This window comes from Cyanobacterium sp. Dongsha4, from assembly GCF_036345015.1.
GTDB lineage: Bacteria > Cyanobacteriota > Cyanobacteriia > Cyanobacteriales > Cyanobacteriaceae > PCC-10605.
This window is the reverse complement of the sequence record NZ_CP084098.1, coordinates 471,468-491,616: the sequence shown is the minus strand read 5'-3', so window position 1 is coordinate 491,616 and position 20,149 is coordinate 471,468. Positions and strand designations below refer to the sequence as shown.

At 35.2% G+C, this 20,149-nt stretch carries 16 protein-coding genes; 9 read left to right on the top strand and 7 right to left on the bottom strand.

From position 1 onward, the window contains the following. Nucleotides 1-28: 28 nt before the first annotated feature. The 5 genes from ftsH to dnaK all read left to right on the top strand — a co-directional run bounded on the left by ftsH (nt 29) and on the right by dnaK (nt 8,787). A complete protein-coding gene (ftsH, locus tag Dongsha4_RS02155; protein WP_330204133.1) occupies nt 29-1,900 on the top strand; it encodes an ATP-dependent zinc metalloprotease FtsH in 1,872 nt (623 codons plus the stop codon). Nucleotides 1,901-2,147: 247 nt separating this feature from the next. Beyond that, complete coding sequence (gene chlG, locus Dongsha4_RS02150) at nt 2,148-3,146, top strand: chlorophyll synthase ChlG (RefSeq protein ID WP_015219607.1); 999 nt, start codon at nt 2,148-2,150, stop codon at nt 3,144-3,146. Between the two features lie 88 nt (nt 3,147-3,234). Beyond that, nucleotides 3,235-5,406, top strand: a complete 2,172-nt coding sequence (locus tag Dongsha4_RS02145) for a CHASE2 domain-containing serine/threonine-protein kinase (RefSeq protein ID WP_330204132.1) — start codon at nt 3,235-3,237, stop codon at nt 5,404-5,406. Between the two features lie 500 nt (nt 5,407-5,906). Next, complete coding sequence (grpE, locus tag Dongsha4_RS02140) at nt 5,907-6,689, top strand: nucleotide exchange factor GrpE (RefSeq protein ID WP_330205377.1); 783 nt, start codon at nt 5,907-5,909, stop codon at nt 6,687-6,689. A gap of 85 nt (nt 6,690-6,774) precedes the next feature. Then, nucleotides 6,775-8,787: a molecular chaperone DnaK gene (gene dnaK, locus Dongsha4_RS02135; RefSeq protein WP_330204131.1), complete on the top strand. Its 2,013-nt coding sequence runs from the start codon at nt 6,775-6,777 to the stop codon at nt 8,785-8,787. Nucleotides 8,788-8,903: 116 nt separating this feature from the next. Here the strand turns inward: dnaK and psbU are convergent, their stop codons facing one another. After that, nucleotides 8,904-9,332, bottom strand: a complete 429-nt coding sequence (gene psbU / locus Dongsha4_RS02130; protein ID WP_330204130.1) for a photosystem II complex extrinsic protein PsbU — start codon at nt 9,330-9,332, stop codon at nt 8,904-8,906. Between the two features lie 298 nt (nt 9,333-9,630). On the opposite strand from psbU, the gene Dongsha4_RS02125 reads away from it, so the two are divergent. Beyond that, a complete protein-coding gene (locus tag Dongsha4_RS02125) occupies nt 9,631-10,266 on the top strand; it encodes a peroxiredoxin (protein WP_330204129.1) in 636 nt (211 codons plus the stop codon). A 71-nt stretch (nt 10,267-10,337) separates the two neighbouring features. Here Dongsha4_RS02125 and petM read toward each other — a convergent pair whose 3' ends face one another. Both petM and chlP read right to left on the bottom strand, forming a co-directional pair. Further along, complete coding sequence (petM, locus tag Dongsha4_RS02120; RefSeq protein ID WP_099435547.1) at nt 10,338-10,448, bottom strand: cytochrome b6-f complex subunit PetM; 111 nt, start codon at nt 10,446-10,448, stop codon at nt 10,338-10,340. 396 nt (nt 10,449-10,844) lie between these two features. Then, nucleotides 10,845-12,068, bottom strand: a complete 1,224-nt coding sequence (gene chlP, locus Dongsha4_RS02115) for a geranylgeranyl reductase (RefSeq protein WP_015219614.1) — start codon at nt 12,066-12,068, stop codon at nt 10,845-10,847. A 440-nt stretch (nt 12,069-12,508) separates the two neighbouring features. Between chlP and Dongsha4_RS02110 the strand changes: the two genes are divergently transcribed. Then, nucleotides 12,509-13,582, top strand: a complete 1,074-nt coding sequence (locus tag Dongsha4_RS02110) for a glucose-1-phosphate thymidylyltransferase (RefSeq protein ID WP_330204128.1) — start codon at nt 12,509-12,511, stop codon at nt 13,580-13,582. A 128-nt stretch (nt 13,583-13,710) separates the two neighbouring features. Here the strand turns inward: Dongsha4_RS02110 and Dongsha4_RS02105 are convergent, their stop codons facing one another. From Dongsha4_RS02105 to hisIE, 3 genes are all read right to left on the bottom strand, one after another. Next, nucleotides 13,711-14,169, bottom strand: a complete 459-nt coding sequence (locus Dongsha4_RS02105) for a hypothetical protein (protein ID WP_330204127.1) — start codon at nt 14,167-14,169, stop codon at nt 13,711-13,713. Between the two features lie 58 nt (nt 14,170-14,227). Further along, a complete protein-coding gene (ribD, locus tag Dongsha4_RS02100; RefSeq protein WP_330204126.1) occupies nt 14,228-15,313 on the bottom strand; it encodes a bifunctional diaminohydroxyphosphoribosylaminopyrimidine deaminase/5-amino-6-(5-phosphoribosylamino)uracil reductase RibD in 1,086 nt (361 codons plus the stop codon). A gap of 149 nt (nt 15,314-15,462) precedes the next feature. Next, a complete protein-coding gene (hisIE, locus tag Dongsha4_RS02095; protein ID WP_330205376.1) occupies nt 15,463-16,113 on the bottom strand; it encodes a bifunctional phosphoribosyl-AMP cyclohydrolase/phosphoribosyl-ATP diphosphatase HisIE in 651 nt (216 codons plus the stop codon). A 147-nt stretch (nt 16,114-16,260) separates the two neighbouring features. Between hisIE and rsmA the strand changes: the two genes are divergently transcribed. Beyond that, entirely contained in the window at nt 16,261-17,097 is an 837-nt protein-coding gene (gene rsmA, locus Dongsha4_RS02090) for a 16S rRNA (adenine(1518)-N(6)/adenine(1519)-N(6))-dimethyltransferase RsmA (RefSeq protein ID WP_330204125.1), read from the top strand. 213 nt (nt 17,098-17,310) lie between these two features. On the opposite strand, the gene Dongsha4_RS02085 is transcribed toward rsmA, so the two are convergent. Continuing rightward, complete coding sequence (locus Dongsha4_RS02085) at nt 17,311-18,627, bottom strand: hypothetical protein (protein ID WP_330204124.1); 1,317 nt, start codon at nt 18,625-18,627, stop codon at nt 17,311-17,313. 144 nt (nt 18,628-18,771) lie between these two features. Here Dongsha4_RS02085 and Dongsha4_RS02080 point away from each other — a divergent pair, with 144 nt between their 5' ends. Beyond that, entirely contained in the window at nt 18,772-20,124 is a 1,353-nt protein-coding gene (locus tag Dongsha4_RS02080; protein ID WP_330204123.1) for a UDP-N-acetylmuramoyl-tripeptide--D-alanyl-D-alanine ligase, read from the top strand. The last annotated feature ends 25 nt before the right edge of the window (nt 20,125-20,149 follow it).

Here is a 20,149-nt window from a genome sequence, read left to right as displayed (position 1 = left end):
ATAAATTATTTTTCAGGAATCATTAGTAATGAGTATTTTTAAATTAGAGCGTCATCAAAAAAGTAAGAGAAATAAAATAGTTAATTTAATTGCTAGTAGTTTAGTCTTGATGCAAACTTTCATGGTGGGAAGTTCTGCTTTTGCTCAACAAAATAAAACTCAACAGTTTAGCTATAGTGATTTACTTCGCAGTATTGAAACGGGAGAAGTACAAAAAATAGTTATTGATCCTACTACTAACATAGCTAGTGTTTATTTAAAAAATGGTGATCAAAAATCCCCAGAAAGAGTTGATTTATTTAATCAAAATCCTGAATTAATTGCCAAAATTAGAGAAAAAGGTATTGATTTTGTAGTTGAGTCAGGTTCTGCTAGTAGCACTCAAGTTATTAATACAATCCAAGTAGCTATCCTTTTCATGCTTATTGTTGGCTTATTTTTGCTCATCAAACGCTCCGCTAGTAGTGCCGCCGGGGCAATGAATTTTGGTAAGTCACGGGCAAGGTTTCAAATGGAATCAGCAACAGGCATTGAATTTAAAGATGTGGCAGGTATAGAAGAAGCAAAAGAAGAATTACAAGAAGTCGTTACATTTCTCAAAAGTCCTGATAAATTTACGGCTATCGGGGCTAGAATTCCTAGAGGTGTCTTGTTAGTTGGCCCTCCGGGTACAGGTAAAACTCTTTTAGCAAAAGCGATCGCAGGTGAAGCACAAGTTCCCTTTTTCAGTATTTCTGGCTCTGAGTTTGTAGAAATGTTTGTGGGAGTTGGGGCTTCCCGTGTCCGTGATTTGTTCCGTAAAGCCAAAGAAAATGCTCCCTGTCTAATTTTTATTGATGAAATTGACGCAGTAGGCAGACAAAGAGGTAGTGGTATCGGTGGTGGTAATGATGAAAGAGAGCAAACCCTTAACCAGCTTTTAACTGAAATGGACGGTTTTGAGGGAAATACAGGAATTATCGTCATCGCCGCTACTAACCGCCCAGATGTCTTAGACAGTGCCTTATTACGCCCCGGAAGATTCGATCGTCAAGTGATGGTAGATTATCCAGATTTAGAAGGCAGACTAGCCATCCTTGAAGTTCATGCCGCCAACAAAAAAATTGACCCCGAAGTTTCTCTTAAAACCATTTCTCAACGTACTCCCGGGTTTTCAGGAGCAGATTTAGCAAACCTACTCAACGAGGCGGCAATTCTTACCGCTAGACGCAGAAAAGAAGCAGTTACCATGGAGGAAATAGACCTAGCCATTGACAGAGTAATTGCAGGAATGGAAGGTACTCCCCTTGTAGATAGTAAAAGTAAAAGACTGATTGCTTATCATGAAATTGGTCATGCGATCGTTGGAACATTAACCAAAGGTCATGATCCCGTCGAGAAAGTTACATTAGTACCACGAGGACAAGCAAAAGGTTTAACATGGTTTACTCCAGAAGAAGACCAAGGATTAGTTTCTAAAACCCAATTATTTGCCCGTGTCACTGGCTTGTTAGGAGGTAGAGCCGCAGAAGACCTTATTTTCGGTAATGATGAAATAACCACAGGGGCGGGAAATGACATTGAAAAAGTGACTTATTTAACCCGTCAGATGGTGACAAAATTTGGGATGTCTGACTTAGGTTTATTCGCTTTGGAAGAAAATGATCAACCCGTTTTCCTTGGAAATGACCCCATGAGTCGCTCTGAATATTCTCAGGAAATAGCCGCAAAAATTGATTCTCAAATTCGCTTTATGGTTACTCAATGCTATGACAATGCAAAAGCTATTATCCAAGAAAATAGACCTTTAATAGATTCTTTAGTTGATTTGTTGATTGAAAAAGAAACTATAGACGGAGATGCTTTTCGTCAAATAGTTAATAGTTATCAAGAGGCAAAAAAACCGATGTTAGTTAAATAAACTTGTATTATTGGGTAATTGTGGGGGTTCAGGGTTCGGAGAATTTGGAAAGAGGTTTTAGGTGTGAGGTTTCAGGTTTCAGAAGTTGAAAGTTTTTTATTCTCAACTATTCATTATTTACTATTCACCATTTCGCCATTGCCCATTGCCTTGTCTTAATTACTAATTCCTAATTCCAAATTGTTAACTGCCTGTTATGCTATTTTGTTAATTATTCAGAAACATTAGCTGTCTCAATTTAAGTGTAATGACTAATACAGAAGATAAAGACTATACAAAAGTAGAGTTAGATCGAGAGGATAAGGGATCTAAAGCCCGTCAACTATTAGGAATGAAAGGGGCTTCCCAAGCAAAAAGTATTTGGCAAATTAGGCTTCAGTTAATGAAACCTATCACATGGATTCCTTTGATTTGGGGTGTTGTCTGTGGTGCGGCTTCTTCAGGGGGTTATGTGTGGGGATTTGAAGATTTTATGATGGCTTTAACTTGTATGTTAATGTCTGGACCTCTTTTAGCTGGTTATACTCAAACTATTAACGATTTTTATGATCGTGACATTGATGCTATTAACGAGCCTTATCGCCCTATCCCTTCTGGAGCTATTTCTGTCCCCCAAGTGGTAGCTCAAATTTTAATTTTATTGTTTGCAGGAATTGGAGTTGCCTATGGTTTAGATGTGTGGGCAGGTCATGAATTTCCTATTCTTACCTGTTTAGCAATAGGTGGTTCTTTTATTTCTTATATTTATTCCGCTCCGCCATTGAAATTAAAACAAAATGGTTGGTTGGGTAATTATGCTTTAGGCTCAAGTTATATTGCTTTACCCTGGTGGGCAGGTCATGCTTTATTTGGAGAGTTAAACTGGACCGTTGTTATTCTTACTTTGGTTTATAGTATGGCAGGTTTAGGTATTGCCGTGGTTAATGATTTCAAAAGTGTGGAGGGCGATCGCACTTTAGGTTTAAAATCATTACCTGTTATGTTTGGGGTAACTACTGCCGCTTGGATTTGTGTGATTATGATTGATGTTTTTCAGATTGCCATGGGGGGATATTTAATTTATCTAGGTCAAAATCTTTACGCTACTATACTATTACTCCTAGTTATTCCCCAAATCACCTTCCAAGATATGTACTTTTTGCGTGATCCCTTGAAAAATGATGTTAAATATCAAGCCAGCGCTCAACCTTTCCTTGTTTTAGGAATGTTGGTTATGGGATTAGCATTAGGACATTCTACTATTTAGTTAGGATTTCGGAGTTGGGGTATTTGAGGTATTGGGATATTGAGGTATTGGGGATAAGCTAATTTTTCATTTTTAATCCTTCATCATCATGCTAATATCCTTCTCTCAATGGTTAAATCAAAAATCATGGCGAAAAACCAGTTTTGCTGTGATTAGTGCTTCAGTTATTGCTAGTACATTAACAGTGATTCTGAAACAAGGGGGAGGATTTGAATATTTTGACTTAGGAACATATGACAAACTTATAAGATTACGTTCTGCCGAAAAGGAAGATAATCGCATACTGACAGTATTAATAACTGAAGATGATATTCAAACAGAAGGGAAATGGCCTATTAGTGACGCTACTTTAGCTAAAAGCCTTAATAATCTTTTACAACATAATCCTTATGGTATTGGCATTGATTTATATCGTGATTTGCCCGTTGAACCCGGAGCAGAAAAGTTAGAAAATATTTTTAGTGTTAGTAGCAATATTTCTGGGGTTTGTAAGTTAGAATCGGAAAATCAACCTGCTGTGCCTCCTCCCTCAACTATGGCAATAGAATTGGTGGGTTTTGCGGATATAGTGATAGATGGTGATGGAGTAGTAAGGCGTAATTTATTTTATGTTAATCCTCAAGAAAGTAGATGCCCTACTCCTTACTCTCTGGGGTTACAAATGGCATTGAGTTATTTAATGGCGGAGGGAATTGAGCCAGAAATCACCGAAGATAGTTTATTAAAATTGGGCAAAACAACCCTTAAACCTCTTAATCAGACTATTGGAGCTTACCAAAATATTGATGCTAGTGGTTATCAAATTATGATTGATTATCGCCGAGGAGACAAGCCTACTCCCACTGTGACTTTAAATGAGGTTTTGCAGGGTAATATCAATCCTGAATTGATTGCTAACAAAATTATTTTAATCGGTGTTTCTGCACCTAGTTTGAAAGATACTTTTTATACTCCTTTTAGTCGTCAGGGTGAAGATGTGGTGTTAATGCCGGGGGTAACTCTTCATAGTTATATGGCTAGTCAAATTTTAACTTCTGCTATTGACGGGCAACCTTTAATCTGGAGTTGGCAAGAGTGGCAAGAAATTCTCTGGATTTATCTTTGGGGTTTGATAGGTAGTTGTTCTATCCTGTTTCTTTCTCGCCCTTTAGTGATGATTTTAGGGCAAGGTGTTGCCATTGCGATTATTGTTGGTAGTGCCGTTATTATTTCTTTTTGGGGGGGATGGATTCCCATTATTTCCCCTCTATTTGCTTTTTTTGGAGGTGCGATCGCACTTGTTAGCTATAATGCCTATCAGGCAAAACAAGAACAATTAACCATTCAAAAACAAGTAGCAGACCAAGAAAAATCCATCGCTATGCTACAAATGTTATTGGAGAATCGATCGCAAATTACCGATGCCCCTTCAATCATCAACTATGAGCAAGGCTCTTTAATTGTTAATCGCTATGAAATTGTCAAAGCCCTAGGAAAAGGTAGTTTTGGCAGTACCTATTTATCGAGAGACTTACAACGCCCCGGTAAACCCTACTGTGTCGTCAAAAGGTTAACACCCTCCTCAAAAGAGCCAAAATTTTTAAAAATTGTTCAACGTTTATTCAGAACAGAAGCTAAAATTTTAGAGAAAGTTGGGACTCATGAAAAAATACCTCAACTATTAGCGTATATAGAAGAAAATAACGAGTTTTTCTTGATACAAGAATATATTGAAGGAAAAACCATTATGAGAGAAATAAGAGAAAAAGGAAAATACAGAGAAAAAGAAGTTTTAATTCTTATAGAAGAAATTATGTCAATTCTGACTTTTATTCAAGAATATAATTTAATTCATCGAGACATAAAACCCGATAATATTATTCGTCGCAACACCAATAATTCTATCGTACTCATTGACTTTGGGGCAGTTAAGCAAATATCTCGTAAAAGCGACCAGAAAACCGTCATCATCGGCAATGAAGGCTATGCCGCACCCGAACAATTAGCAGGACAACCTTGTCTCAGTAGTGATATTTACGCCACGGGAATGTTAGCAATTCACTGCCTAACAGGTAATTTTCCCAACAAACTACCTAGAGACGATAAAACAGGGGAAATTATTTGGAATAGTCAAGAGTATGTTAGTCGCCCAACTGCTAGTATAATCAAAAAAATGACTCGTTATCACTTCAGCGATCGCTACCAAAATGCAGAAGAAGTAATGAAAGACTTGCGTAAGTTTAGACAAAAAATCAGAAATAAAGGAGCTAATAATATATAAAATGAACAACATTATAATTGAGTATAACTTTGATTAATTCATAGGTGTAAACAAAAACTAAATTTTATCAACTTCAATAAATAAGACAGAGCGTCTTTTATCGACCATAAATAATAACTTTAGTTAACTTTTTAAGATGATTATTCATTAAAATTTTTCAATAAACAGCTCTAGTTTTTTACTTTTCTAAATATTTTTCATATATATTGTATTCTTTTCTAATTATATTTTTAGGTCTTAAATTTATTTAATTATATCTAAAGTAGAAGTAAATATTGCCAATTTATAGTGATAATTTATGATGCTTATTTCTGTACTAAAATTAAGATATATAATCAATATTTAAAAAAGATTTCACACAGGAGGTATATCTACCAAAATTTATTTTCTATTTTCATTGACTTTTAACCATAAATATCTTGATTTTGGGATCATGAAAATAGTATGCTTATAGTTAGTATTATTATTGATAAATTTCATTGAAGGAAAATATTAAAGCTATGATGAGTGAAGCGGACAACTATCCTGAATTAGAGAAAAAAACAGATATTGCCGATCATGAAACAAACTCTTCCCCTTCCGAAGAAATAAATAACCAAGAATCAGAAGTTATGGAAACAGATTTTGAACAGCAACCAGTCTCTGAAACTGTTGTAAACAATGAAGAAAACGCCGAACCTTCAAATGCTGAAGCCACAGAGCCACAAAATGATAATAACCAATTAAATAGTGTTGTTGAATCCTTACAAAAAGAAATAGAATCTCTAAAACAAGAACTAGAACTAAAAGAAGAACAGGTAAAAAGTGCTAACAGTCAATTTATGCGCCTGACTGCCGATTTTGATAATTTCCGTCGTCGCACCAGTAGAGAAAAAGAAGAATTAGAATCTCAAGTCAAAAAGAAAATTATTAATGAAATTCTACCCGCCGTAGATAACTTTGAGAGAGCTAGAAATCAAATCAAACCTGCCAATGACGGTGAAATGACTATTCATAAAAGTTATCAGGGAGTATATAAAATTTTAGTCGAAGGTTTAAAAAAAGTCGGTGTATCAGCAATGCGCCCAGAAAATCAACCTTTTGACCCGAACTTCCATGAGGCTATGCTTAGAGAACCCACAAACGAATATCCTGAAGGTACTGTCATAGAGCAATTAGTAAGAGGCTATATGATCGATGATCAAGTATTGCGCTACGCTATGGTAAAAGTAGCTATGCCCGGGGAAAATGAATCTGAAAATACCGATTTAGAATCAGAAACCTCGGAAAATAGTCAAGAATAGTCAAGAAATTGTTTAAACAATTATAATGTTCTGACTATAATTAAATTACAATAGCTCAAATGTAACACCGCCACCACTATTAACTATGGGAAAAGTAATAGGAATAGATCTAGGAACAACCAATAGTTGCGTTGCTGTCTTAGAAGGGGGAAAACCCCTCGTCATCACTAACCAAGAAGGTTCGAGAACGACTCCCAGTATTGTCGGTTTTGGCAAGGGTAGTCAGCGCTTAGTTGGTCAATTAGCGAAAAGACAAGCCGTCACGAATGCGGAAAATACTATCTATAGTATCAAGCGTTTTATTGGTCGTAGATGGGAAGAGACGGAAGAAGAAAGAAATCGAGTGACTTACAAATGCGTCAAAGGAAAAGATAACACCGTTGACGTTGATATTCAAGGGAAACAATATACTCCTCAAGAAATTTCCTCGATGATTTTGCAAAAGCTAAAAACTGATGCTGAAACTTTTTTGGGAGAAACGGTGACTCAGGCGGTGATTACAGTTCCAGCTTATTTTAGTGATGCTCAACGACAAGCGACTAAAGATGCGGGGATTATTGCGGGTTTAGAGGTAATGAGAATTATTAATGAACCCACAGCGGCGGCTTTAGCTTACGGTTTAGATAAACAAGATGAGGATCAACACGTTTTAGTTTTTGACTTAGGTGGAGGAACATTTGATGTTTCTTTACTACAGTTGGGTAATGGTATTTTTGAAGTTATTTCTACTTCTGGCAATAATCAGCTAGGGGGAGATGATTTTGATGCCATAATTGTTAAGTGGTTGATTGAAAAGTTTAAGCAACAGGAAGGAATTGATTTAAGTACGGATAAAATGGCGTTGCAACGCTTAAGGGAGGCCGCCGAAAAAGCAAAAATAGAGTTGTCAAATTTGTCAGAGACATCGATCAATTTACCTTTTATCACCGCCGATGATAATGGACCGAAACATTTAGAATTAGAATTATCTCGTCCTCAATTAGAAGAATTAATTGCTCCTTTGGTGGAAATGATCATTCCGCCTATGGAACAGGCTTTAAAAGATTCGGAATTGACGAAAGAAGAAGTCAACAGAATAGTATTAGTTGGTGGCTCAACTCGTATTCCTGCTATTTCCAATAAGATAGAAGAATATTTTGGAAAACAAATGCCCATAGATCGATCCGTTAACCCTGATGAGGCGGTGGCGTTAGGGGCGGCGGTACAAGGCGGTGTTTTAGGTGGAGAAGTTAGAAATCTTTTATTGTTGGATGTAACCCCATTATCTCTAGGATTAGAAACATTAGGAGAAGTATGTACTAAAATTATTGACCGTAATACTACTATTCCCACCAGTCGGACTCAGGTTTTTTCAACAGCAGTGGATGGTCAAACTTCTGTGGAAGTTCATGTTTTACAGGGTGAGCGCCCTATGGCAAAAGATAATAAAAGTTTAGGAAAATTCCTCTTGACTGGAATACCTCCTGCACCGAGGGGAGTTCCCCAAATCGAGGTTTCTTTTGATATTGATGTGGATGGAATTTTAAAGGTTTCGGCAAAAGATAAGGGTACAGGACAAGAAAAAAGTATTCTCATTACAAATACGGGGGCTTTGACTTCTTCTGAAATAGAGAGTATGAAAGAAGCGGCACAGAAATATGCAGATCAGGATCGTCGTCGTTTAGATTTAGTGGAGTTTAAGAAACAATTAGATAGTTTAATGTACAATTATCAGCTTATGGTGGAAAAAACTCCTAATTTAGTGGGGGAAAATTTTAAGCAAGAAATTCAAACTCTTGAACGCAGGGCAACTGAGGCTATGGAGAATCCCAGAGTCCCTATTTCGGAAGTGGAGTTTATGGTCAATGAGTTACGAGATAAGGTGGTTAATATTGGTGCTCAGGCTTACAATTCTGCGGAGGAAGCAACTGTGGTAGGGAGTGGAACTCCATCAGTAGAATCGACTGTTTATGAAAGTTTGGAGGATGATGACGACTTTAAGAGTATTGAGGATGAAATTTTAAGCGGTTTAAGTCAAATATCTGAGGATGATAGTGATTTAGACTTTGATTATGATAAGGATGAAACTATTACGGGAGATTACGAAACGGTAGATTAATAAAATAAGTGGGCGGCAAGGTAATTAAATTAAATTCCAAATAAAGTGCGATCGCATCGAGATAATAAAAAAATCAACAAGATGCGATCGCTTTTTAGTCTATATGAAATTAACAATTAATAGACACCAGCGTTATAACGCTCATCACCCTCATTGAAAACATTAGACTGAGGATTAGCAGTAAAGTTATCCAAATTAGCTTGTAATCTTTCTTTTTGGTTTTCACTTAAACCGGGGATATTCAAAACATCCTCTACTTGCTCATAGGGAGCATTCTGAATAATAATACTAGCTAACTTAGGATAAAAGCCTTTCAACTCACGAAAATCACGAATATCACTGTTATTAATGTCGATTTTTTGACCGAATTCAGTGGTTAACAAATCATCAGCCGCATTGCGACGAGTTGTTTCCGCCGCCACTATGCGAGGACTAGCCTGTAATACGGTGTTAAAATCTAAAGCCTGTACAGGTGCATGAAAAACTCCTGCACAAAAGAAAAAAGCAACAGCAATAAAAGTAATAAGGTTACGCCATAATTTCATCAAAATTTGACCTCCAAGAATTGAGATTATTTTAATAATTATCTTATATTTATTGATCTTATTGAACCAGAGAAATTCCCATCTTCAGGGGAAAATACTCCCACATTTACCAAATGGACAGTATTACTAGACTCGGTTGCTATAAGATTCTATCAGTGAAATAACCCTTTAACCCAGAAAATAAGTAAAGATTTGTAAAGAATAACAGAAAAAATGATAATTGGTACAATGAATACAGAAAAATATGAGACAATTTTAACTAGAAATTTTAGTTGAAATATAAACAAAGATAAAATTTATGACATTACAGTTAGGAGATCAAGTTCCTGATTTTACCCAGGCATCTAGCCAAGGAGAAATTTCTTTTTATGATTGGGCCGGAGACAGTTGGGTTGTGTTGTTTTCTCATCCTGCTGACTACACACCAGTTTGCACCACAGAATTAGGCACTGTAGCTAGTTTAAAATCCGAATTTGATAAACGCAACGTCAAAATTTTAGCCTTAAGCGTTGATGGTGTTGAATCTCATCAGGGTTGGATTCAAGATATTAATGAAACCCAAAACACTCAAGTTAACTATCCTATTCTCGCTGATGAAGACCGTAAAGTAGCAGATTTATACGGAATGATTCATCCCAACTCTCTCAACAATCTTACTGTGAGAAGTGTTTTTATCATCGACTCAAATAAAAAATTGCGCCTAACTATCACCTATCCTGCTAGTACAGGTCGTAACTTTGATGAAATTTTAAGAGTTATTGATTCTTTACAATTAACTGACAACTATCAAGTTGCAACACCAGCTAACTGGCAAGATGGCGGAGATTGCGTAGTTGTTCCCTCCATTCCTACTGAAGAAGCTAAACAAAAATTCCCTAAAGGAGTAACAGAAATTAAACCTTATTTGCGCATGACTCCTCAGCCTAACAAGTAAATAGTTTAATTTTTTCTTTGATCTAATTTGAGGGTGGGCAATGCCCACCTTTCTCTTTTTTTATTGCTTTATTACTCGCTTTCACCTGTGAGTTTTAGTAAAAGAAAGCCCCAAGCTAAACCAATTAAAACAACAGCAAAACAAAGAATTGCCCCGTTAAACAACATACTTTCAGCAGTCATTGATTATTCTCCTAATAAATTTATTGATATATTTTTTGTTGATAGTTTTCTGCAATCAGTTAAAAAACTATTCTATATAATTCATTAATCCCATAATAAAGGGTTTTGTGATGGATTCCAAGATTTTTCTAATGAGAAATAAATTCGTAAAAAAAATAAGATGAACCATCGCCCATCTTAAAACTTACAAAGAATCTTTATTAACTCAAGTTGGAGATAAAGTATTCATTTATGCTAAAGTCTCAGAGAAATTGAGAAATTCGGAATCATAATTATTGATGAATACGCCATTCAGCATTGTCTATTACTTTTTGATTACTAATTACTAATTACCGATTGTTAATTAATTGTTAATTAACTTTGCTTCTCACCCTTAAACACTAATCTGAGATTTGATTAAGGTGCTAAGGCGTTACCTCTTAAAAGGCTACCGATGGTTTTAGCAGTAATTTTCATTTGTACTAATGGATTACTGGGTACAACGGTTTTGTAGAGATAGCTATCAAAGGTAATTTTTTGCACATCAATGTCAGCACACATTTCCACAAAAGCCTCACGAGTTGCATCACTGCGGTAGAAGACTCTCTGTAAAATGTCTAATACTAAATAAGTAGCCCCATATTTCTTATCCCAACGTTTGATATAGGTTTTGAGATCAGCTTCAGAGGGTACTTTTTGACCGTTGTTACTAGCTTCCACAATCATTTCTGCACACATTCTGCCAGATTTAGCGGCGAAGTAAATACCTTCTCCAGAAGATTTGGTAACAGTCCCAGCCGCATCTCCTACAAGGGCAACCCTACCCACTACACGACGAGGGCGAGGATGTTCAGGAATGGGGTGAGCTTCAACTTTGATTATTTCTCCCCCTTCAAGGCGTTTGGCGGCACGTTTACGAATACCAGCTTGTAAGTCCTTGATAATGGCTTTATTTACTTTCATTGTACCTGTACCAACGGCAACGTGGTCATATTTAGGGAATACCCACGCATAAAAGTCTGGGGAGACATCATTACCAACATACATTTCTGCAAGATCTTCATAGTATGCCATTTTATCTTCAGGCAATCTAATTCTTTCTTGGAATGCGATCGCATAGTTGTAATCTCCAGCATCGATCGCCTTTGCAATACGAGAGTTAGCACCATCCGCACCAACGACTAAATCCACTTTTAATGTTTTCATTTCCCCTTGGGCTGTACCATTGGAGTGATCTGCATAATGAAGCACATAAGGGTCACGGTCGTTAGAAGGAATATCTAATTGATATACTGTACCATTAATTAAATTTGCCCCTAATTTAGCGGCGCGATCGCGCATAAAACCATCTAAAACTTCCCTACGACACATCCCGATATATTCATCATCTTTGAGGGTTTGACCAATATTCACCTCAATATTAGAAGGGGAAATCATCTTCATTTTACGCACACGGCGATCAATAATTTCGGGGGGTAAATCAAACTCACTGACCATACAAAGAGGAATTGCTCCTCCACAAGGTTTAGCGTTGTCTAACTTTCTTTCAAACAGATAAGTTTCAATACCAGCTTTCGCCAACACTTCTGCGGTAGAAGAACCTGCAGGACCTCCGCCAACTACTGCAACCCTAATTGTCACGATTTATCTCCTAAAAATTAATGTTGTTAAAATATCTTATTTGATTATAAATGGCTTATGTTTAGGAATTTAAGCTAAAACGGTCACACAGATAAATTTTTCTCTATTTTTGCAACAGTCTTTAACATTTTTCTTAATATTTCTTAATATTAATTGACAATGTATAGGCATATATCCATTATAGCTATTCTTTTTCATTAATGAATGGATAATATTGTCATTTCATCTGTCTGATATATAAAGGCAAAGTTAAATCGGCAACATACAATTGTCAAATATAACCTCATTTCGATGTAATAATATTTGATTTAGACAGGTTTTAGGTTTAAGACACTCGAATTTATCATTAGTTAGGCCATAATTAATCTTACTTCAAGTAAAAGAGCCAAAACAATTACAATCAGAATGTTAATCAAACTTTTATCAATTTCTTATTATTTATGAAAGCATTAATTCTATCTGGTGGAAAAGGAACTCGTTTAAGACCCCTCACCTATACGGGAGCAAAGCAACTTGTACCAGTGGCAAATAAACCTATTCTTTGGTATGGTATCGAAGCGATTGTGAGGGCAGGAATTACGGATATAGGTATAATTATAAGTCCTGAAACAGGGGAAGAAATACAGAAAAAAACCGGTGATGGCAGTAGATTTGGAGCAAAAATAACTTACATTCATCAGGATAGCCCCGACGGTTTAGCCCATGCAGTAAAAATCGCCCAGCCTTTTTTGGCAGATTCCCCTTTTGTTATGTACTTGGGAGATAACTTAATTGCAGAGGACTTAGATTTATATTTACAAGATTTTAAGGAACAACAATTAGACGCTTTAATTTTACTTAGAAAGGTATCTAATCCTACAGCTTTTGGGGTCGCAAAAATTAATGAAAAAGGAGAGGTTTTAGAATTAATAGAAAAGCCAAAAAATCCTCCCTCTAATTTAGCTTTGGTGGGTATTTATTTTTTCTCTTCCGCAATTCATGACGTGATTAACAATCTAAAACCTTCTGCTAGGGGGGAATTAGAAATAACGGATGCGATTCAATCTTTAATTGAAAATAAAAAACCTGTTTCAGCTCAAGAATTAAAAAATTGGTGGTTAGATACGGGAAAAAAAGATGATTTATTAGAAGCTAACCGTATTATTTTAGATACGAATTTAACAGCAGATTATAAATATGAAATTACTGATAATAGTCAAATTATTGGCAGAGTTAAAATAGGAAAAAACACAACAATTATTAACTCAACTATTAGAGGTCCTGTGATTATTGGAGATGATTGTCATCTGGAAAACTGTTTTATCGGTCCTTATTCTAGTATTGCTGACAATGTTCACTTAAGCGAGATTGATCTTGAACATAGTGTAATTTTAAAATCGGCGGAAGTAAAAGGTATTGAGCAAAGAATTGTTGATAGTGTGATTGGGCAAAGAGCAAAAATACATTTTGTGCCAAAACGCCCTAAAGCCTTAAGTTTTATGATTGGTGATGACTCACAAATTGAGTTAACTTAAATCTATGAAATAAATAATTCATAATTATTAGGGATTGATGAAAAAGTGGTGTCGCCGAGGATAAGTAACTTCGCATCTGGCAAGAGGTAGCAGTTAAAATTCCTTATGCTCTCACCATAATCATATTTTTATGGAGCAACACCATTTAGGCAATTAACGGGTAAATTGCTATTTTCTGGACGTTGTGTAACGGTTACTAACCAACCATTTTCATTCCACCATTGACGACGGGGATTAGGCTCTAGCCAAAAATCTAAACTTTCGGGTTTGCCATCTTTGAGAGTAAGTTGAGGGTATTGGGGATAGTCGGAGTCTTTAGTCTCGTCATAGTTTTGATTAAAGAAATTCATACAGACTTTTAAACCATCTTCAACTGTAATCATTTCTTCTTCTGTACCTGTAATTGTTTCATCATCATAGACAATAAAGCCATTGTAAGTATTACCTTTGAGAGAGCCTTCTGTCACGTTAACGGTGAAATCATAAATTACAGGTTCTGCACAAACAAAATTTAGAGGTATTATTGATAGGCTAAGGGTTGTAAAAATTTGTTGATAAATATATCTTTTATTAATTTTTTGTTTCATTAGATAATTTGTTGATAAATTTCAGTCTTTTCATGTAAATAATATTGTATTTTTAGTATTAATGAAAATTCAAATAACCTTCGATTAAAAAATCAGTATCTATTTGACGAATATAAGTGTTTGTAAGAGCTAAAGCATTATTCATATTATCTATTTTCATATCACCAATGGGGGAAAAAAGACCTTTCCCACCGATAATTTTAGGAGCAATGAAACAGTATATTTTTTGAATATTACCAGATGCGATCGCATCTTTTGCCAAATTTCCGCCACATTCCCACAAAACAGAATTACATCCCCTTTTCGCTAAATTTTCCATAACCATAGTCGTGTTAAGATTCGCTATTTCCACAATTTCCACCCCCTGAGACAGTAAACTATCTTTTAAAGAAGAATCAGGTTGAGGAGTTGTAAAAATAACAGTTTTAGCCGTATCTTGTTGCCACAATTGGGCAGAAGTAGGTAAATCAAAAGAAGCAGTCATCACCACCCGCAAAGGATTATGAGACATTAAACCGTGAGTAGTAAGTAAAGGATTGTCTCGTCGTAAAGTATTACCCCCAATAATTACGGCTGATGATATACTTCTCAACTCATGAACAAAATGCCGTGCGGATTTTCCCGTAATCCATTGACTATGCCCCGTATCCGTCGCTATTTTCCCATCTAAAGTCATGGCATACTTAAAAACCCCAAAAGGAAATCCTGTTTTAACACGATGAATAAAAGCCTCATTCAAACGCAAACAAGCATCTTCTGCCACCCCAATTTTTACTTCTATGCCCGATTCTGCTAATCGTTTTATTCCTCTGCCCGAAACCCTCTCATCGGGGTCAATCATTCCTACTACAACCCTCTTTACTCCTGCCTTAATTAAAGCCTCAGTGCAAGGGGGAGTTTTACCATAGTGGTTACAAGGTTCTAAATTAACATAAACCGTAGCATTCTTCGCTTTTTCTCCTGCTTGTTTTAGGGCGTAAACTTCCGCATGGGGTAATCCTGCTTGAGGATGATACCCTTCTCCGACAATTTCTCCATTTTTGACAATAACTGCCCCTACTAATGGATTAGGAGATGTTTTTCCTTCTGCTTGTTTAGCCAGTTGGATACATCGATTCATCATTAAGAGATCTATATCTGTCATTTGAGAAATTATGGTTAAGTTTTACTAAAAGACAAATGTGCTGTCAGTATTAATCAAAAAATATTAAGGAAATAATCATGATTAGAGTCTTCTAAAAACTCCTTTGCTCTTTACTCCTTACTTTTTACTTTTTTGTCCGTTGAGCTAAATTATCTTCTTCTTTCTTGCAGTTTTTTGTAAACATCTCGTAAGTTAACTTTATGGTAAGCTAAAGCAACAAGGGTATGATAGAACAAGTCGGCAACTTCGGCGACAATCTCATCAGGGTCATTATCTTTACAAGCCATAACAACCTCGGCACTTTCTTCGCCAATCTTTTTGAGAATTTTATTATCTCCTCCTTCGTACAATTTACAGGTGTAAGAACCTTCAACGGGATGCTCTTTGCGATCGCATATTATTTTAAACAATTCTGTCAAAGTATCTGCAGAGGGGGCAGACTTAGAATGATCAATTTGATGAAAACAACTTCTTTCTCCCGTATGACAAGCTACATCGCCAACCTGTTCAATAGTAAGTAAAAGGGCATCATTGTCACAATCGTAGCGAATGCTTTTCACTTTTTGAATATGTCCAGAAGTAGCTCCTTTGTGCCATAATTCTTGACGAGAACGACTCCAATACCATGCTTCTCCTGTCTCAAGGGTTTTACGTAGAGATTCCTTATTCATCCACGCCATCATTAATACTGTACCATCAAGATAATCTTGGGTAATAGCTGGTACTAATCCTTGCTCATTGTATTGAATTTTATCCACAGGGATTGATTGACTGAGGGGAATTGAAGGATTAATAGACATTTGAGGATTACTGGTAACTATTAAATATGATTGGGTCTTTATAATCATATCAGTATTGGGCAACAAATTTCCCTCTTTTGATTACATTTTCTGTTCGATAAATAGAGTTAGTGTTATACTTATACATTGCACCTTTAAGCGTTTGTGATGACCATTAGACCCCGAAAACAGTTTGGACAACACTGGTTAAAAAGTCAAAAAGCCTTAGATACAATCATTTTTTCTGCTGAGTTAAACAAAAGTAATCCCCAAACTGGCACTCAGGGCGATCGCATTTTAGAAATAGGACCAGGTACAGGGGTTTTAACAAAAAGATTATTGCCTTTAGTTGACAAACTATTAGCTGTGGAAATTGATCGGGATTTATGTAAAAAATTAGTAAATGACTATGGAAAAACAGATAATTTTCTCTTGTTAGAAGGAGATTTTTTAGAGTTAAATTTACCAGAAATTTTACAACCTTTTCCTGATTTTTTAGCTTACAATAAAGTGGTTGCTAACATACCTTATAATATTACAGGTCCTATTATCGAAAAACTTTTAGGCACTATTAGTAAACCCGCAGAAAAACAGTTAGATGCGATCGTTTTATTAATTCAGAAAGAAGTAGGGGAAAGACTTACAGCAGAGCCGAATAATAAAGTTTATGGAGCTCTAACTTTAAAAGTGCAATATTTAGCAGACTGTGAAATAGTTTGTACTGTACCAGCTAGGGACTTTTATCCTCCGCCAAAAGTTGATTCTGTGGTGGTGAAAATAACTCCTCGAAATTTAGCTAGTCCTGCGAAAAATCCAGCGTTTTTAGACAGTTTAATTAAATTAGGTTTTTCTAGTAGAAGAAAGATGCTGAAAAATAATTTAAAATCTTTAATTTCTCCTGACACGTTAAATGACACTTTAGAAAAACTAAATCTCAATCCTCAAGCTCGTGCAGAAAATTTAAGTCTTGAAGAATGGATAAATTTAAGTAATTATCTAAACTAATATTTATAATATTTATAAATCACCCCTGAAAATCTGTTCAGTGTTAAGATTTAATCCGGGAAAAATAGTTGATTTGATAATTTGGATACCAGTCTATAAATTCTTCAAACTCTAAATAACTATCTCTTAATAAGCCTTGTATCATTATATTTTTTAGTTATTTATAATATTTTTTTTGCAAATAACCCTACTAAGGATAATTTGTCACGGAAGTTAATTTTTGACATAAATTCTTTTCAAGAAAGACATATCAACATTACCAAAATTAACACTAAAAGCTACATGGACTTTTTCTAAACTTCTAACTAACCAACCAGCACCTTCTCTGGTGAAAGACTCGTAGTGATTAAATAAGATGGAAAATCTTTTTTCTAAGTATGGTTTGACTTTACTGCAAACTAAGACTAACTTCAACATTAAGCCAATGGTTTTTGTTGTTCCCATATTACTAATCATATCCATAAACACTAAGTGATTTGGATTTTGAGGGCTTTCGACAATGAGGTAATTAAAAACCTGACTATAGGTACGCATTTTTAAAAATTCGTCGGGTTTGGCTTGATTATATTTAGGATACAACTCTTGCATTTTGTCATAAAGTCTTTTGTTAAAACTATGTTTGCCATATTTACCATCCACAGATTGTATTATATATTCATATAAATCATCTTTGAATAATTGATAATTACGCACATCGCTAGTATGGGTTAAAAAACTACGAGATAAATCCTGATAGGAATAGCCATTTTCCACAGGTCCTACATAATGTTTCAAACTTCTTCCTAAATCTCTGTCACTTAATAGAGTAGGATTAGTAACAGGTTTAATAATTCTTTCTCTTTCCTGTTGTGCCATTTTTTCTCTACCTGCTTGTGCTACCCTAATTTGATAAGTCACAAATTGCGATAATTCCGTTTCAAATTTTTTCTCTAGTTGATTTTTGACTTGATAAACAGTTTGTTGTTGTTCAGAACTACTGTCAACACTTAATAGACAATGATCATACAAGTAAGGATAACGAGTAATTAGGTTTCCCACTGTTTCTTGTTTCGGCTTTGTGGGAATGAGGTTATTTTTTCGTTCTTGATTCTCACCAATAATAACTGCGAGACGTTGAATTTGTTTATAGTAATCAGTGGTTAAAAAATGTCTAACCAACTGCACCATACGACTAGAATAAGATTTACCAATACCTACTCCAGAGGGAAGATAGTCGAATAGTTCAACTAACTCGACAATAAAGGTTTGAGTTTTTGGGTTTAACTGCCACATATTGATAAGAATATGGCAACAACGATTCAATACGGAAGAAAAATTTAATTCTGCTCGTTTATTGGCAATTAATTTGGCTAAAACTTCTAATACTTTTTGATCATCGTAATTTCTTGCCTGAATAAATAAATGTCTGAATCTATCCAATACTTGCTGAGGAGATTTAGTTTTAACACACTCTAGCAAATGATCATAGAGGTATTGCTCATCCCCTATAATATTGTTGTATTGGCGTTTTGATAAAGAGTTGATATTCACGGCAGTTCATGATGTGATATATTTTTGTTTAAATTATTTTTTGAAGAATTTTAGGTACATATATTTTTACCTCTAATTAAAATTCTAATATAAATGGTTATTTTTCATATCGTTTAAATTACTGATTTTTTATATTTTCTTTTTATGAAAACTTTTGCAAATGTCGATTTTGTACGTGAAATTACTGAGGCTAAATGTTCTTCTTTTTCTTCTCAGATTTTAGCAGAAAATTGTGTAGGAATTAGTACCGATACTCGTACTTTAAAAAGAGGAGAAATTTTTTTAGCTTTAGAAGGAGAAAACTTTAATGGTCATGATTTCCTTGATAATGCTTTTGAGAAAGGTGCGATCGCATCTATTGTTAATGAAAAATATAGTAACTTAATTAACAAAAATTTTCCCATTTTACAGGTAAAAAATACTCTTGAAGCCTATCAAAAAATAGCTCAATGGTGGCGGCAAAATTTAGGATTACCAGTTATTGGTGTGACTGGTTCAGTAGGAAAGACAACGACAAAAGAATTAATTAGTGCTGTTTTAAAAACACAAGGAAAAGTCCTAAAAACAGAAGCCAATTATAATAATGAAATTGGTGTCCCAAAAACTCTTTTACAAATAGATGAAAACGATAATTATGCTGTTATAGAAATGGCAATGAGGGGAAAAGGGCAAATTGCCTTATTAACTGAAATTGCCCAACCAAATATCGGTGTAATTACGAATGTAGGAACTGCTCATATCGGTTTACTTGGTTCACGAGAAGCCATCGCCGAAGCAAAATGTGAATTACTAGCAAATATGGATAATTCAGGAGTCGCAATTATTAATGGAGATAATGATTTATTAGTATCAACGGCAACAAAAGTTTGGACAGGAGAAACTATTACCTATGGTTTGAAATCGGGAAATTTTTTGGGAGAATTAATCAACGACTCCACCCTTAAAGTAGATAATCAACTTTATCCATTACCTTTACTCGGAGAACATAATGCCCTAAACTATTTAGGAGCAATAGCTACAGCTAAAGTTTTAGGGTTAGATTTAACTCCTTTACAACAAGGCATAGAGGTTAATTTACCAAAAGGAAGAGCAAAACGTTATTCTCTAGCCAATGATATTCTGGTGTTAGACGAAACCTATAACGCTGGTTATGAATCTATGTTGGCTTCTTTAAAACTTCTAGCCCAAACTGATGGAAAACGCAAAATAGCAGTATTAGGAACTATGAAAGAATTAGGAGATTATGCCCCTATATTACATCGTCAGGTAGGAGAAACCATAAAAGATTTAAACCTTGATTTAGTCTTAATTTTAGCCGATGAAGAAGCAACAAAACAAATTGCTGAAGGTGCAAATGGTATTCCTTCACAAATTTATAGCAACCATAAAAATTTAATTTCCGCTTTACAAAATATAACACAAGAAGGCGATCGTATCTTATTTAAAGCATCTAATTCCGTTGGTTTAAGTAAAGTAGTAGAAGTCTTTATTAATTAAAAATCTGGGCAATAAGTGCAAAGTA

Coding starts and splice junctions, on each gene's coding strand:
- Dongsha4_RS02145 (WP_330204132.1), top strand. CDS start 3,235: ATGCTAATATCCTTCTCTCAATGGTTAAATCAAAAATCATGGCGAAAA.
- Dongsha4_RS02110 (WP_330204128.1), top strand. CDS start 12,509: ATGAAAGCATTAATTCTATCTGGTGGAAAAGGAACTCGTTTAAGACCC.
- ftsH (WP_330204133.1), top strand. CDS start 29: ATGAGTATTTTTAAATTAGAGCGTCATCAAAAAAGTAAGAGAAATAAA.
- psbU (WP_330204130.1), bottom strand. CDS start 9,332: ATGAAATTATGGCGTAACCTTATTACTTTTATTGCTGTTGCTTTTTTC.
- chlG (WP_015219607.1), top strand. CDS start 2,148: ATGACTAATACAGAAGATAAAGACTATACAAAAGTAGAGTTAGATCGA.
- Dongsha4_RS02105 (WP_330204127.1), bottom strand. CDS start 14,169: ATGAAACAAAAAATTAATAAAAGATATATTTATCAACAAATTTTTACA.
- Dongsha4_RS02080 (WP_330204123.1), top strand. CDS start 18,772: ATGAAAACTTTTGCAAATGTCGATTTTGTACGTGAAATTACTGAGGCT.
- ribD (WP_330204126.1), bottom strand. CDS start 15,313: ATGACAGATATAGATCTCTTAATGATGAATCGATGTATCCAACTGGCT.
- hisIE (WP_330205376.1), bottom strand. CDS start 16,113: ATGTCTATTAATCCTTCAATTCCCCTCAGTCAATCAATCCCTGTGGAT.
- Dongsha4_RS02125 (WP_330204129.1), top strand. CDS start 9,631: ATGACATTACAGTTAGGAGATCAAGTTCCTGATTTTACCCAGGCATCT.
- petM (WP_099435547.1), bottom strand. CDS start 10,448: ATGACTGCTGAAAGTATGTTGTTTAACGGGGCAATTCTTTGTTTTGCT.
- grpE (WP_330205377.1), top strand. CDS start 5,907: ATGATGAGTGAAGCGGACAACTATCCTGAATTAGAGAAAAAAACAGAT.
- dnaK (WP_330204131.1), top strand. CDS start 6,775: ATGGGAAAAGTAATAGGAATAGATCTAGGAACAACCAATAGTTGCGTT.
- rsmA (WP_330204125.1), top strand. CDS start 16,261: ATGACCATTAGACCCCGAAAACAGTTTGGACAACACTGGTTAAAAAGT.